Source organism: Catenuloplanes nepalensis (genome assembly GCF_030811575.1).
GTDB lineage: Bacteria > Actinomycetota > Actinomycetes > Mycobacteriales > Micromonosporaceae > Catenuloplanes > Catenuloplanes nepalensis.
The window spans coordinates 8881481-8896551 of record NZ_JAUSRA010000001.1 but is presented as its reverse complement, the minus strand read 5'-3'; the positions used below and the strand labels follow the sequence as shown (position 1 = coordinate 8896551).

11 protein-coding genes are annotated in these 15071 nt (G+C 69.9%); 3 read left to right on the top strand and 8 right to left on the bottom strand.

Going from position 1 to position 15071, the window contains the following annotated elements:
* Positions 1 to 8 precede the first annotated feature (8 nt).
* From J2S43_RS38670 to J2S43_RS38650, 5 genes are all read right to left on the bottom strand, one after another.
* The gene (locus J2S43_RS38670) at positions 9 to 947 is read right to left on the bottom strand and encodes an ABC transporter permease (protein WP_306837978.1); all 939 of its coding nucleotides are present in this window, start codon (positions 945 to 947) and stop codon (positions 9 to 11) included.
* Positions 948 to 994: 47 nt separating this feature from the next.
* On the bottom strand, positions 995 to 1921 hold the full coding sequence (locus J2S43_RS38665; protein ID WP_306837976.1) for an ABC transporter permease: 927 nt from the start codon (positions 1919 to 1921) through the stop codon (positions 995 to 997).
* Between the two features lie 128 nt (positions 1922 to 2049).
* Positions 2050 to 3681: a peptide ABC transporter substrate-binding protein gene (locus J2S43_RS38660; protein WP_306837974.1), complete on the bottom strand. Its 1632-nt coding sequence runs from the start codon at positions 3679 to 3681 to the stop codon at positions 2050 to 2052.
* 311 nt (positions 3682 to 3992) lie between these two features.
* On the bottom strand, positions 3993 to 4631 hold the full coding sequence (locus J2S43_RS38655; RefSeq protein WP_306837971.1) for a response regulator: 639 nt from the start codon (positions 4629 to 4631) through the stop codon (positions 3993 to 3995).
* A 5-nt stretch (positions 4632 to 4636) separates the two neighbouring features.
* Positions 4637 to 5887, bottom strand: coding sequence for an ATP-binding protein (locus tag J2S43_RS38650; RefSeq protein ID WP_306839750.1), 1251 nt, complete (start codon positions 5885 to 5887; stop codon positions 4637 to 4639).
* Between the two features lie 165 nt (positions 5888 to 6052).
* On the opposite strand from J2S43_RS38650, the gene J2S43_RS38645 reads away from it, so the two are divergent.
* The 3 genes from J2S43_RS38645 (at position 6053) to J2S43_RS38635 (ending at position 9377) form a co-directional block, all read left to right on the top strand.
* The gene (locus J2S43_RS38645; RefSeq protein WP_306837969.1) at positions 6053 to 7441 is read left to right on the top strand and encodes a PspC domain-containing protein; all 1389 of its coding nucleotides are present in this window, start codon (positions 6053 to 6055) and stop codon (positions 7439 to 7441) included.
* Positions 7438 to 8046: a hypothetical protein gene (locus J2S43_RS38640; RefSeq protein ID WP_306837967.1), complete on the top strand. Its 609-nt coding sequence runs from the start codon at positions 7438 to 7440 to the stop codon at positions 8044 to 8046. The genes J2S43_RS38645 and J2S43_RS38640 overlap by 4 nt, the downstream gene beginning before the upstream one ends.
* 101 nt (positions 8047 to 8147) lie before the next feature.
* Positions 8148 to 9377, top strand: coding sequence for a phosphatidylserine decarboxylase (locus J2S43_RS38635; protein WP_306837964.1), 1230 nt, complete (start codon positions 8148 to 8150; stop codon positions 9375 to 9377).
* 2228 nt (positions 9378 to 11605) lie between these two features.
* On the opposite strand, the gene J2S43_RS38630 is transcribed toward J2S43_RS38635, so the two are convergent.
* The 3 genes from J2S43_RS38630 to J2S43_RS38620 form a co-directional block, all read right to left on the bottom strand.
* Positions 11606 to 12523 (bottom strand): CDP-alcohol phosphatidyltransferase family protein, encoded by a 918-nt coding sequence (locus J2S43_RS38630; protein WP_306839747.1) that lies wholly within the window; start codon positions 12521 to 12523, stop codon positions 11606 to 11608.
* A gap of 481 nt (positions 12524 to 13004) precedes the next feature.
* On the bottom strand, positions 13005 to 13967 hold the full coding sequence (locus tag J2S43_RS38625) for an NUDIX hydrolase (RefSeq protein ID WP_306837962.1): 963 nt from the start codon (positions 13965 to 13967) through the stop codon (positions 13005 to 13007).
* Between the two features lie 80 nt (positions 13968 to 14047).
* The gene (locus tag J2S43_RS38620) at positions 14048 to 14995 is read right to left on the bottom strand and encodes an NUDIX domain-containing protein (RefSeq protein ID WP_306837960.1); all 948 of its coding nucleotides are present in this window, start codon (positions 14993 to 14995) and stop codon (positions 14048 to 14050) included.
* Between the last annotated feature and the right edge of the window lie 76 nt (positions 14996 to 15071).

Below are 15071 nucleotides of genomic sequence, written 5' to 3'. Positions count from 1 at the left end.
TGTCGTGCTCACCGCAGCTTCGGGTCGAAGGCGTCGCGGATGGCGTCGCCGAGCATGATGAACGCCAGCACGGTCATCGCCAGGAACATCGACGGCGCGACCAGCGGCGGAGCGGACTCACGAACGTGCTTCGACGCCGTGGAGATGTCGATACCCCACGAGATCGCGTTGCCCTTGAGGCCGATGCCGAGGAACGACAGCGTGGCCTCGAGCGCGATGAACTGCCCCAGCGCGATCGTCAGGACCACGATGAACGGCGCGATCGCGTTCGGCAGGATGTGCCGGAACATGATCCGGAAGTTTCCCGCACCCAGCATGCGCGCCGCGGCCACGTAGTCCTGGTTCTTCGCCGAGATCACCGAGGACCGCATCACGCGCGCGGCCGTGGTCCAGCCGAGGATGCCGAGGACGACGACGACCGCGAGCAGGCCCGAGGACGAGCCACCGGTGTCGCCGGCCGCCAGCCGCTTGCCGAGCACGATCGCGGCGAGCAGCAGCGGGATGCCGAGCACGATGTCGGTGATCCGGGACAGGATCGCGTCCAGCCAGCCACCGAAGAACCCGGACGACAAACCGAAGGTCAGCCCGATCGCCGACGCCAGGGCCGTGGAGAGCACGCCGACCCAGATCGAGGCACGCGCGCCGTAGACCGTACGCGCGTAGATGTCACAGCCCTGGAAGTCGTAGCCGAACAGCGCCCAGCCGCTGCCGGGCGCGTACTGACGGCCGAGGGAGCAGTCCGCCGGGTCGTTCGGCGTGAACAGCGACGGCGCGATCGCCATCAGCAGCACGACCAGCGCGATGGCCGACGCGAACCAGAAGATCCAGTTGTGCCGGAGGTCCCGCAACGCGTCCTGCGTCAGGCTGCGCGACTTCTCGCCGCCGGTGCCCTTGACGGCGGTGCCGCTCGGCACCTCCGTCGCGGCAATCGATTGCAGATCACTCATGACACTTCGCCTCGCTCCGGTCGCCCCGTCCCTTTCCTGCCGTGTACTCACTCATACCGGATCCTCGGGTCCAGGACCGCGTAGAGCAGGTCGACGATCAGATTGGCCACGATGAAGATGATCACCAGGACACTCACGAAGCCGACCACGAGCGGACCGTCCTCCGTGGTGATGCCCCGGAACAGCTGCGAACCCACACCCGGAATGTTGAACACACCCTCGGTCACGATCGCACCGGCCATCAGGCCGCCGAGGTCCACACCGATGTAGGTGATCACCGGGATCAGCGAGTTACGCAACACGTGCACGCCGATCACCCGGTTCCGGGTCAAACCCTTCGCCTTCGCGGTCCGCACATAGTCGGCCCGCAGATTCTCCACCACCGACGTGCGCGTCAACCGCGAATAGGTGGCCAGCGAGCCCGCGCCCAGCACCATGGCAGGGAGGATGAGCCCGTAGAACGTCGGGTTCGCGCCCGCGGTCGCGGGGAACCACCGCAGCTCCACGCCGAAGAACAGCTGCATCAGCGGTGCGAGCACCACGATCGGGATCGAGATCAGGACCAGCGTGATGATCAGCGTGGAGTGGTCGAAGATGCTGGCGCGCCGGATGCCCGCGACGACGCCGGCCACGATGCCGATCAGCGCCGCGAAGACGACCGCCATGACCGCGAGGCGGAACGTGTTCGGCCAGGCCCCGTCGAGCAGCTGGGTGATGGGCCGGCCGGTCAGCGACGTGCCGAGGTCACCCGTGAAGATGCCGCGCATGTAGTAGCCGTACTGGACGATGAACGGCTCGTTGAGGTGGTAACGCTCGGTCAGGGCCGCGCGGGCCGCTTCCGAGATGGGTCGCTCGCCCGCGAGCGCCTGCAACGGGTCGTTCTGGTTGGCGAACATGAGCGCGTAGACGACGAGCGTGGCTCCGAAGAACGTGAGCACGCCCTGAAGTATGCGCCGAACGATGTAACGAAGCATTTCTCAGGCCTTCTCCGCGACGGATCGCGGTGCAAACTGCCTCGTGAGCAGCGACTGCGTGACACGGCGGTGGCGCCGCGCGTCCGATTGGACCCGCGGCGCCACCCCCGTCATGACGCGGCCTTGACTCAGGCGGCCTCGATCTTGAGGAGGTTCACGCGGTTGAAGAGGTCCATCTCGACGTTCTTCACCTTCGTGGAGTGCCCGAAGTTGTTCTGACCGAACCGCAGCGGGATCACCGGCATGTCGTTCGCCAGGATGTCCTCGGCGGCCTGGTACTTCGCGATGGCCTCCTCCGGCGTGGCGGCGGAGACACCCTCCTTGTACAGCGTGTCGAACTGCTTGTTCGAGTAGCCGTAGTAGTTCGACGAGCCGTCGGTCGTGTAGATCGGGCCCAGGTAGTTCTCCATGGACGGGTAGTCCATGACCCAGCCCATGCGGAACATGCCGATCGGCTGCTTCTGGTCGAGCTTGGTCAGCAGGTCGGCGAACTTCGGCTCGGCGACACCGGTGCACTCGATGCCCAGGTTCGTCTTGAGCTGGTTGCAGGTCGCGTCGACCCAGTCCTTGTGGCCACCGTCACCGTTGTAGGTGATGGTGATCTTCTTCGGGCCGCCGGCCGCGTCGTACTCCGACTTGGCCTTCGCGGCGTCGAACGCGCAGTTGACGCCGCAGGTGTCCTCGCGGTAACCGGCCACGACCGGGGAGACGAAGGAGCGGGCGGAGGTCTGCGAGTCCTTGAAGACCGACTTGATGATCTCGTCGCGGTTGATCGCCTGCGAGATCGCGCGCCGCACCTCGGGCTTGCTGAACTCCTGCTGGTACGTCGGGAACGCGACGAACTGGAACGTCGAGGCCGCGCTCTTCTTGAACCGGTCGCCCAGGTCGGCCTCGGCGCTCGAGATGTTCTCGGTCGGGATCGTCTTCAGCACGTCCAGGTTGTCCGAGGCCAGGTCGGCATAGGCCGCCGGCAGCGCCTGGTAGATCTTGAAGATGACGCCCTGGATCTTCGGCTTGTCGCCCGGGTACTCGGCGTACTGCTCGACCTCGATCTGCGAGTCGTGCTGCCAGGTGCCCTTCATCTTGAACGGGCCGTTGCCGATGATGGCCTCTTCGAAGTCCTCCTTGACGACCCCCTCGGAGGCGAACGCGGCGGCCGGCAGCGGGTAGAACGCGGTGTAGCCGAGCATCGTCTTGAACTCGGAGAACGCCGCGGACAGCTTGACCGTGAAGGTCAGGTCGTCCACCTTCGCCAGACCGGTCAGCGTCTTGGCCTTCGGCTCGGGCGCCTTCTGCGGCCCTTCCTCACCATCCGGGTCCTCGGACTGCAGGTCGGACCAGCCCTCGACCTTCTCCCAGAAGTAGGAGTTGTTCTGGCCGTTCGGACCGTACGAGCCGTAGTTCCACGCGTTGATGTAGCTGTCGGCCGTGACCTTCTCACCGTTGTGGAAGGTGTAACCGTCCTTCAGCTTGATGGTCCAGGTGACGTTGTCCGTCGTCGTGACGGACTCCGCGGCCACCTCGACCGGCTTGTTGTCGGCGTCGTAGTCCACGAGCGGCGTGAACAGGGAAGCGAGCACCTGCGAGCCACTGGTCTCGTTCGTGTTGGACGGGAGCAGGTACTGCGGCTCCGCGACCTCGACGGACACGACAGCGTTGCTGGCACCGGCCTCGTCGTCGCCCCCGCCACCGCAGGCGGTGACGAGCAGGGCGGTCGCGGCAAGACCAGCCGAGATCTTTATTGCGGTTTTCCCGCGCATGGGAAGGGCCTCCTCAGGGCACTCACGAGGGGTATGTGAGGTGAGGAACACTGTGACACCGCAGGGACTCACAGGTGAAGGTGCTGTTATCAAGCCGATACTTGTCAGGGTGGACGACATAGCCTGTTACCTGCATGTTTCGGGCCGCAAGCCGTCCCACCTGATCAGGTATTTCGTTGCTTCGACTGCAGACTGTCGTCGTTTCCGCAGGCAGCGGCTGTGATGTTCCCCGCGCCTGGTGTAACCCCCTGATTAACAAAATCCGATGTGGACGCGCAAGGGATTTATGCGGACAGACCGGATTGCGAGGCCTAGACGAGGCGCCGGTCGGCCGCCCAGCGGGACAGCTCGTACCGGTTGCTCATCTGCAGTTTCCGGAGCACGTTCGACACGTGCGTCTCGACCGTCTTGATCGAGATGAACAGCTCCTTGGCGATCTCCTTGTACGCGTAGCCCCGGGCCAGCAGCCGCAGCACCTCCCGCTCCCGGTTGGTGAGCTGGTCCAGCTCCGGGTCGGCCACCGGCGCGTCCGGCCGGGCCGCGAACGCGTCCAGCACGAAGCCGGCCAGCCGCGGGCTGAACACCGCGTCGCCCTCGGCCACCCGCCTGATCGCGGCGGCCAGCTCGTCCGGGGAGATCGTCTTCGTGACGTAGCCGCGCGCGCCGGCCCGGATCAGGCCGATCACGTCCTCGGCCGCGTCCGAGACGGAGAGCGCCAGGAACCGCACCTGCGGGTGCGACTTGCGCATCGCCTCCAGCACCGCGCGGCCGCCGCCGTCCGGCATGTGCACGTCCAGCAGCACCACGTCCGGCGTGGTCGCCGCGATCCGGCCGACCGCCTCCGCGACCGTGCTGGCCTCACCCACGACCTCCACGTGCGCGCCCAGCTCGGCGCGGACACCGGCACGGAACATCGCGTGATCGTCGACGAGGAAGACTCTGAGACTCATACCGACTACCTTTCCCTACCCGCGGTCACCGCGTCACGTTCCATCGGGAGGAACAATCGGACCTCGGTGCCGTCCCCGACCTCACTGCGGATCTCCGCGCGCCCGCCGTGCCGGCCCATCCGGCCCAGGATCGAGCCGCGCACGCCGTGCCGGTTCTCCTCCACCGACTCCATGTCGAAGCCCTCGCCCCGGTCCCGGACGAACACGCTGAGCTGGTCCGGCTCGACCTCGGCGTAGAGCGACACGGTCGCCACCCCGGCGTGCCGGGCCGCGTTCACCAGCGCCTCCCGGGCGGCCATCACCAGCGCGGCGACGCGCTCGTCCGTATCCCGGTCGCCGACCACCACGACCTCGACCGCTATCGCGTACGTGTCCTCGACCTCGGCCGCCGCCTCCTCCAGCGCGGCCGCGAACCGCTCGGTCGGCGACGCGGTCGGCTTGTAGAGCCAGTTGCGCAGGCTGCGCTCCTGGCCCCGGGCCAGCCGCTGCACCGCCTTCACGTCGTCCGCGTTGCGCTGGATCAGCGCCAGCGTGTGCAGCACCTGGTCGTGCACCATCGCGGCCAGCTCGGCGCGCTCGGTCTCCCGGATCCGGCCCTCCCGCTCCGCGCGCAGCTGGCTCATCGTCCGCCACAGCACCGGCGCCGCGACCACGGCCACGCCGGCCAGGCCGAGCCCCGCGAACAGCATGCCGTTGACCACGGCCTCGGAGTTCTCCGCCGGGACGTACACCGCGACCATGCCGATCACGCCGACCGCGACCAGCAGGCCGCCGCCGATGAACCGGAACAGGAACAGCCGCCGGTCGCTCTCCTCCAGAAACGTGCCCAGCCAGGGGAAACGCGGCAGCGCCTCGGTCCACTGGCGGCGCCGCTCCGGTGTCGACTCGTGCCAGATGATGCCGGCGCCGACCGCCACGATCGCGACCAGCCAGCCGGCCGTGCTGGTCACGCTCGCGTTCTGCCCGAGCACCAGCACCTGCAGCAGGATCAGGCCGGCGCCGATCGCGATGAACGGGACGAGCTGCGCCACGTCGCGCCGGCGCGGCTCGCCGGTGACCCGCTCGTACGGCAGGACCGCCCAGAAGCCGGCGTAGAGCATCAGGCCGAGCCCGTTGAAGCCCAGCAGGATCACGAACGCGGCCCGCACGGCCAGCGGCGACACCCGCAGGTGCCGGGCCAGGCCGGACGCGACACCGGCGACCACGCGGTGATCGCGTGCCCGGAAGAGGCGGCGGGGCTGTCTGGCGGTGTCGATCGTGACTCCTCATGCGGGTGCGGCGCTTACCGCATCGATCGTCACACGCGCGCGAAGCCCTGACCACGGGTTACCACCCGGACATGCGGCACCCGGCAAACTCAGGGTGGGGTCAGGGTCGGCGCCTGAGGCGATCCGGCCGTCCGAGGGCCGAACATCGAATGCATGAACACGCAGCAGGACCCGGCCCAGCCGGGACCCTCCGCCCCGCCGCCCCCGCCGGGCCCCGGGCCCGCTGCCGCGCCGGGTGCCGGGGAGTTCCCCGGCGGCGCCGCGGCACCGCGCCTGTTCGGGCTGGTCCGCCCTCAGCACGGCCGGTACGTCGCCGGCGTCTGCGCGGGCATCGGACGCGCCACCAACACCGACCCCGTGCTCTGGCGGGTGCTGCTCGCCGTACTCGCCGTCTTCGGCGGCACCGGCCTTCTCGTCTACCTCGCCGCCTGGCTGATCATCCCGGCCGAGGGCGACACCGGCTCACCGCTGGAGGGGGTGCTCGGCAAGGGCGACTCCGGCACGTCCCCGATCACGGTCGTCGGCCTGGCGATCCTCGCGATGGTGACGTTCGCCTACATCATGTCCGACACCTGGCGGGCGATGCTGCTGGTCGCCTGCGCCGCGATCGTGGGCGTGCTGATCGTCAACCGCGGACGGCTCTCGCCACCGGGACACCCCGCGGCGCCACCACCGCCACCGCCGTATCCCGGCGCACCGGCCGCGTCGGACCCCTTCGCCTCGTCCGCCGAACCCGCTCCAGGAGTGCAACCCGTGCCACCGAACGATTCGTACCCGCCCCAGCCCGGCTACGCCCCGGCACCGCCGCCCTGGCAGGCACCGCCGACCGGGGGCTACCGGCCGCCGTTCGCGCCGCACGGGCCGTACAGCAGCCCGTACACCGCGACGAACCCGCCGCCGCCGGCACCACCGCGCCAGCGCCCGCCGAAGCCCCCGAAGGAGCGCTCGCCGCTGTTCGGCGCCACCGTCTCGCTGATCCTGATGGCGATCGGCGTGCTGGCGATCATCGACCTGAGCAACCTCGCCAACCCGGCCGCCGGCGCGTACTTCGCGGTCGCGCTCGGCATCATCGGCGCCGGCATGCTCCTCGGCACGAGGTGGGGGCGCGGCCGAGGCCTCATCGTCCCCGGCCTGATCGCGGCCGTCGCCCTGGGCATCTCGGTGGCCGCCGAGACCGACGGGTACGACGAGACCGACGCGAACACGGTGTGGGCACCCAAGACCATGAACGAGCTGTCCGTCCGGCAGAGCGCCGCGTTCGGCGACGCCACGCTCGACCTGCGGGCCCTCGACTTCACCGGCCAGGACAAGAGCACCCAGATCGAGCTGGGCGTCGGCGACGTCACCGTGCTGCTGCCGCCGAACGTGGACGTGATCGTCGACGTCGACCTCGGTGCCGGCAACGCGGACGTGCTCGGCCGGACGATGGACGGCGTCGGCAGCAGCCGACGGTTCGAGGACCTCGGGGCGGACGGCGTGGGCGGCGGCAAGCTCGCGCTGACGATCTCGAACGGCGCCGGAGACGTGGAGGTCACCCGATGAAGGCACACCGCACCGACGGCGTCTCGCTCAGCTTCGGCATCGTCTTCCTGTTCTTCACCGGCTGGTGGGTGCTCGCCCAGTTCGTCACGCTGGCCCTGCCCGCGGTCGGCTGGATGGTCGCGATCGCCCTGATCGTCTTCGGCCTGACCGGCCTGGTCGGCGCGTTCCGCTCCGGCCGGGGCGCGGTGCCGGCCCCGACCAGCGGCGCGCCGGTCAGCGCGGCACCGGCCACCGGGCTCCCGATCGGCATGCACGCGGACATCGTGCGCGAGCTGATGGAGAACCAGCGCACGTCCGGCGGCGCCGGCATCGACGACACCCGGATGGAGACCGCACCGGCCCGAACCGCCACGCTCGCACCGGAACCCGCCTCCCCCTACGCCACCGACTACCTGACCGTCCCGGACCCGGACCCCGCCACCAGCGATGATCCGCGGCGCGACGATGATCCGCGGCGCGACGATGATCCGCGGCGCGACGATGATCCGCGGCGCGACGATGATCCGGACGGCGACCGGACCGAGGTGATCGAGGAGAAGACCGAGGTCATCGACGAGACGCCGACGAAGGAGATCCGCGCGGAGGGCGACGGCGGACGGCGATAGCAGCGCGCAATATGCTTGGCGGGCGGAGGGGTCACCCTCCGCCCGCCGGCCGCGTCCCCGACGGCCGCGACAGCACAGCCTGCTGCGAGGAGCACACGCGCATGTCCCAGACCCCAGCGTCCGTCGAGGTCGGAGAGCGGGCCGCCCGCACGCTCACCGCCGAACTGGCCCGTCACTCCGGGCCGAAGACCGCGCTGGTGGTGGGCGCGCACGCCGGCTCGGCCGTGCTGCCCGCCGCGTTCGACGCACTGCTGCCCGGCGATCGGCTCACACTCGTACCCGCGGAGAGCTCTTCCGTTCTTGATCTGCGTGACCACGTCGAGGCGCAGGGCGCCTGGATCGCCGAGCGCGTCACCGTCGCCGGCTCCCAGGAGGAGGCCGACCCGGCCGACGTCGTCATCGTCGCCGAGCCGCTCACCGGCGGCGCCACCCGGACCCGCGCGATCATCGACGGCCTCACCAAGCTGATCGCGGACGGCGGCGTGCTCAGCGTCGCCGCGGTCGCGCTCCCCGGCCTGGCCGGCGAGGCGAGCGCCGAACTCGACCGCCAGTCCGCGCTCTTCGGCGCCGGCACCGACCTGGTCCTGCGCAACCGCCCGCCGCTGCGCGTGCACCGGCTGCGCTTCACGCCCGCGTCCCCGTCCCTGGCCGGCCGGCTCGCCCCGACCTACCGCCCGTCCAGCGTGCCGATGACTCGCACCATGCACATGGACTCCAACGGCGTCGCCGCCGCCGGCATCGCCCTCGGGCTGGCCGCGCTCACCCGCGTCACCCGCCCGAAGTCCAAGCTGTGGTGGATCCCCGCGCTGGCCGCCGCCCCGGCCGCCGCCTTCTTCCGCGACCCGCAGCGCGACGTCCCGGACGACGAGTCCGCCATCGTCGCCGCCGCCGACGGCAAGGTCCTCTCCATCGAGCGCATCCGCGACGACCGCTTCGGCGACACCGAGTTCCTGCGCATCGCGGTCTTCCTGTCGATCCTCGACGTGCACATCAACCGGACCCCCACCCCCGGGCGCGTCGCGGACTACTTCGTCACCGACGGCGGCTTCGCCGCGGCCATGAAGCCCGAGGCCGAGCACAACGTCGCCGCATACACCGTGCTGGACACGCCGCACGGCACCGTCGTCGTCGCCCAGCGCACCGGCCTCATCGCCCGCCGCATCGTCCAGCGCGCGCCCGTCGGTTCCGTCCTCGCCCGCGGCGAACGCTTCGGCCTCATCCGCTTCGGCTCCCGCACCGACGTCTACCTCCCCGCCGACTCCGTCGAGCCGCTCGTCGGCATCGGCGACCGCGTCTCCGGCGGGTCCAGCGTCATCGCCCGCTGGCTCTAACCCCTTTCAATTCCCTTTTCCCACTCCCGGCGACTTCCGTTGGGCATGCTCCCGCGGGCACCGGTCGTCGCTGGCGCTCCTCCCTTCCATTCCCAGCCCACCCGGACCACCCCATCGGCGCGAGTGAGGAGAGCGGGCTCACCCCCGCTCTCCTCACTGGTCGCCGCCGCACCCGCGGCCCCGGCTCCCGCCCCGGCGGGAGCTTCGCGATCGGCATTCCGGACAAAGCCGCGGGCCTGCGCCCTACGGGGCGAAGCCGCGGGCCTGCGCTCTACGGGGCGAAGCCGCGGGCCTGCGCCCTACGGGGCGAAGCCGCGTGCCTGCGCCCTACCGGGCGAAGCCGCGAACCGCACGCGCCCTACCGGGCGAAGCCGCGAACCGCACGCGCCCACCGGGCGAAGCCGCGAACGCACGCGCCCGAAGCATCGGCATCGTTTCCGCGCACCACGTCGCCAGCCGGGCATCCACGCGCGGTTTGCCAGATCCGGTTCGGCGCCGATCTCTTCAAGTAATCGCGTGCCGGAAATATCGGCATGAGACAGCTCCGGCCATGTTGAGTCACGACTAAAGATGCGAAGGCCGGCAAACCTTCATCGTCCACGCAGCACCACATTGAACAGGCGACCTACACCAACCCCTCCTTGCGTTTAAGACACACTGAGGCTTATTCAGCAGGGCTGAGTCGGCGCCGCGTCGCCGCAGGCCAGCACTGTCGGCGCGCTACACGCTGAATAACCCTCACTGCTCTGCGTATCCTTAAACGATTTGAGGTCAGCAATGTTTATTGAGCGGCGTCCTTACTAGGCCGCCCGGCCTGCGGCAACACGGTGCCGGCTCGGCACCCGCTGAACAACCTCGACCTATTCGCTGGGCGACCGCAGCTTTTCGACGGACACGTGGGGGCGCGTGCCCGATATTTCACCATAATGCGCCCCGGCCAGGCCGGCCGTCGCCCGCGAATGTACGTAAGGGCCCTTCAGAAGGGCCCATAAAGGCTCGCACGTACATTCGACCGATGGATCGATCACAAAGGCTCGATCACAACTGCTGAGCGACGCCAGCGACGGTTCGCATTCGCCTGCGACTCTGTTGCCCGTTCGGCGGTGGCTCGCCGTAAGGGATCATTAACCGACACGAAAGAGAGGTCGAATATCGAAGTTGACCTCTCTTTCGTGTCGGTCAATGATCCTTCGGGCATGAGTGGTCGCGACAGCACGACCACCACGCCGGCTTCCGCTCGACGCTGTCCGAGCTATGGCGGAAATAATCCGAAATTTCGGGCTGATGCTTCCGGTCTCCGGGCCGGGCTCGCGGCTTCCGATGCCGAATGGCAACGGAGTCGCATGCGTGCGCAAGCACATGTTGGCGCAGCCAGGCACGCGAGACCCCACACCCCGCCTACCGCGATGAGCGACCGGGACGACGCAACCAGCGGTGGCACGGGAAGCAGGATCTCCCCGGAGCCCGAGACTCGCCGGAGGCGCCCGACACCGCAGTTTCCAGCCTAAGGGCATCCATAACGGGGAATGCCGGGCGCGGCGCGCCCGGCCATCACTTCATCAGCGAGCGCACGCTGCGAGAGTCGACAGATGCAACCCGGCAGGCAGGGGAATCGACGCGGCACTGGGAATCTGCGGGCACAGAGAGCTCGGCACGCACGCGAAGCGAGCAGACCCGAGAACCAGCGGGCACGGAAAGCTCGGCACGCACGCGAAGCGAGCAGACCCGAGAACCAGCGGGCACGGAAAGCTCGGCACGCACGCGAAGCGAGCAGACCCGAGAACCAGCGGGCACGGAAAGCTCGGCACGCACGCGAAGCGAGCAGACCCGAGAACCAGCGGGCACGGAGACCGGCGCGGAGGCGGAAGGTGCGGGTGGGGAAGCAGCGGCTGGGATTTGAGGCCGGCGGACGTATGGCTGGATTTGCGGGTGCATCGGAATCAGCGGCGGCGCAGGGGTCCGGCGACCGGACTCGAGCACAACGCCGCGCGAGCGGGGGACCACGGTAGCGAGGCGAGCGTGGGCGGCGACGGGGCTCGCGGCTCTTCGGGACCCACGACGGACCGGCTGCGCCGCGGCGGCCGGAGCGGAGCGCCGGCGGAGTCGCAGGCCTCCGCGCGGTTTGCCCGCTCCGAGCATGCCCAGAGCGGCCACGCCGGTAGCGGGAAAATAAAGACCGGGCACCGGGGTCGAGTCCCGGTGCCCGGTCGGGCGTCATTGCACGATCGTCAGGCGATCCGGTGTGGGGTCCGCCGGTTGCGGAGCCATAGGAGGGGGCCGCTGAGCAGGTATGCGAAGACGATCAGGGCGAAGGTCAGCCGCGGGTTGAGCACTGCTCCCGCGATGGGGATGAGCGCCAGCCACGGCGGGAGCTTGATCAGGCGGGCCAGTTTCGCGTAGGGGAAGCTGGACACCATCGCGATCGCGAGCAGTGCCACGCCGGCCACCTGGAACTCCCCGGAGATCGGCAGGCCGATCAGCACGGCGATGGCGAGGACCGCGGCCGCCATGGTGGTGGGCACGCCGCAGAAGAAGCGCCCGTCCTTGGGTGACACGTTGAAGCGGGCCAGGCGGATGGCGGCGCACCCGGCGACCAGCGCGCACGCGAGCCCGGCCGCGATCGTGGAGACGCTGCCGGCCAGGCTGGCGTAGACGACGATCGGCGCGGCCAGTCCGAACGAGCACATGTCGGCCAGCGAGTCCATCTGGGCGCCGAACGGGCTGGAGACGCCGAGTTTGCGGGCCAGCGCGCCGTCGAGGCCGTCGAAGACCACGCAGGCGATCAGGCACAGGGCGGCGGCCTGCACGTCGTCGCGCATGGCCAGGAAGACCGCGCTGAGGCCGAGGAAGATGCTGGCCAGCGTGCAGGCGTTGACGACGGCGAAGGAGATCCGGCGGCTCATGGTGTGGGCACCCGGGAGCAGGGACGAGTCGGTGGGGGTGGGCTCGGCGATCGGGGTGGCCTCGGCGATCGAGCGGAGTTCGGCGAGGGTCGGCACGTCCGACGAGGTGGGTAGCGCCTCGGGGAGTGGATAGGCCACCGGCTGTGGGTGGCTGTCGGAGACGACCAGCGGACGTTGGTTGGGTCGTCGAAGACCCGCTCGCACCTGCAGCACCTGCCGGGCGAACGATCCGCTCCGGCGCAACCCGGCCCACCGGCGGCCGGCCGGGCGGGGGCTGTCTGCGGTACGACGCCGACGCCAGGGGGCTCTCGGCACTGTCCCTCCATCGCCGGCACTTTGTGCAGTTCGTGCCGGCTTGTCCCTAAGGTCGGCCCAGTGCGCCCGGACCGACGTGTGTCGTCGCCGGTCGCCATGGTGCGCGGCCAGCGAAAATGGTCGCCGGCCTCGGGTCGTGGGCCGGTGGAGTCGACGGTCCCGTCCTCGTGAGGGTGTCGACCGTTATGCGGCCTACACCATTGCACACGACACGGCCGTCTGGCGATAGCCAGCAGTTAAACTTTGAGCCGCCTAACGCCCGAAACAACCCAATTGACCCGATGTCCAATTTGTGCGGTTTCGTCGTAAGGCGGTTTGTCGTGGTGCGATTTCGTCGTTGCGTCGGCCCGGCTTGAGCTGACTCCGTAGTTTACCGGACGGCATGCGGCCGTTAAGACCGCGGGAGCTTTCAGCGGCGCGGAGCGGGTGCCGCCCTGACCTGTCCGTGCAGCCACTCCAACGCGGCCTGAGCGACGTCGGAGAGCGCCAGCGTGCGCGCCTCCGCCGGGCTGAACCAGCGCGCCTCGGCCGTTGACCCGCCGGCCGCCTCCGTCACCACCGGCGGCGTCGGCTCGTCCACCACCGCGGTGTACGTGACGCGCACCGAGTGCCAGTCGATCGGATGCCCCTCGGGCCCGCGCGCGGCCGGATTGCGCCGGTGCGAGACGCGCAGCAGGCCGGTGACGCGGCCGTGCTGGCCTGCCTCTTCGACCAGTTCGCGGAGGAACCCGGTGTCCGGCTGTTCACCGAAGTCGGTGCCACCGCCGGGCAGGTGCCAGCGGCCGGCCCCCGGGTACGCCCCGGCGATCTTCGTCAGCAGCACCCGCCCCTCCGGGTCCGTCACCAGACCGTAGGCGGCGAACCTCTGCCCCCGTGGCCCGGCGGACGGCGTCGCGACCGTCTCCGGCAGGCCGACCCGGGCCGCGGTCCGCAGTGTCTCCTCGACCAGCTCAGCGTTCGCCGGCACGCCGAGCAGCCGCGCGGTGAACGGCAGCAGCGGCAGCGTCCCGAGTTCGGCCCGCTCGACCCAGCGAACCAGGTCGATGGAACCGTCCGCCTCGTGCCGTAGGTCGCCGCCCTCCATCGCCACATCGAAGATCACCCGATCGTGGTGCAGTGTCAGGTCGCGGAACGGCAGCGGCGCGACGTCGGAGAGCACGGTGTGCAGGCCGGTGGCGCGCACCGCCAGGCCGGTCTGCTCCGCGAACTCGCGGACGACCGCCCACTCCGGGTGCTCACCGTGCTTGAGGTCGCCGCCGGGGACCTGCCACACACCCGGCGTGTCAGAGAAGGCGGACGCCCGGGTCAGCAGCACCCGGCCGTCCTCGTCGCGGCATATGCCGTAGGCGGCGATCCGTCTCTTCTGCTCCACCGCACAAGATTAAGGCCTGGATCGGGGCGGAGGGCCGGAGTGAGACGAGGTCCGGCACCCCGGCCCGGGCCTTCGGCCGGCTACGGGAGTTCGGCCGCCCGCATGGCCTCGATGGTCACCTCGGTCATCTCCGACTCGGCCAGCGCGGCCACCTCGGCCATGGTGAACCAGCGGACGTCGTCCGTGGACCCGCCGACGTCGTGGATGGTCGGCGGGCACGGACGGTCGACCGCGACGCGGTAGAACGCACGCACGCCGTGCCAGTCGATCGGGTAGCCCTCCGGGCCGAGCGAGGCCGGGTCGCGGTGGCTGCCCACGCCGAGCAACTCGACGATCTCGCCGGGCTGGCCGGTCTCCTCCAGCAGCTCGCGGAGCAGCGCGGCACCGGGCTGCTCGCCGTAGTCGGTGCCACCGCCGGGCAGGTGCCAGCAGCCGCCGCCGGGGTAGTCGGCCGCGATCCGGGTGAGCAAAATGCGGCCGTCCGGGTCGGTGGCGACCGCGTACGCCGCGAACCGCTGCGCCCGGTGCAGGCCGTCCGGCCCCGGGTACGCGTAGAACGACGGGAAGTCCGGCGCCTCGTCCGGCCGCAGGTCCACCGACGCGGGTGCGAGCCCGAGCGCGGTCGCGGCGAACGGGCGCAGCGGCAGCGCGGCCGCCTCGTCGAGCGTGAACCAGCGGGCCAGATCGGTCGGCTGGCCGACTCGGTCGATCAGCGAACCGCCGCGGATCGTAACGGTGTAGATCAGCCGGTCCGTGTGGATCGTGATGCCCTTGTGCGGAAGCGCGCGCATGTCCGCCACCACGTCGTGCAGGCCGGCGACGGCGACGGAGAGCCCGGTCTCGGCGGCGGTCTCGCGGACCACGGTGTCGTTCGGGTTCTCGCCGTGGTCGACGGCACCGCCGGGCAGGGACCAGGCGCCGGGCGTGCCGGAGCGGGGACTTGCCCGCACCAGCAGCACACGGCCGTCGGAATCGGTACAAAGTGCATATGCCGCGATCCTGCGGAGCGGCTCAAGCGCGGGTGTCACGCCGTCACATTGTTCTCGCGCTTTGTAACCCGCCCGTGAACAGTGTCGGATGGGTGACAGTTGAATCGGTCAAAAG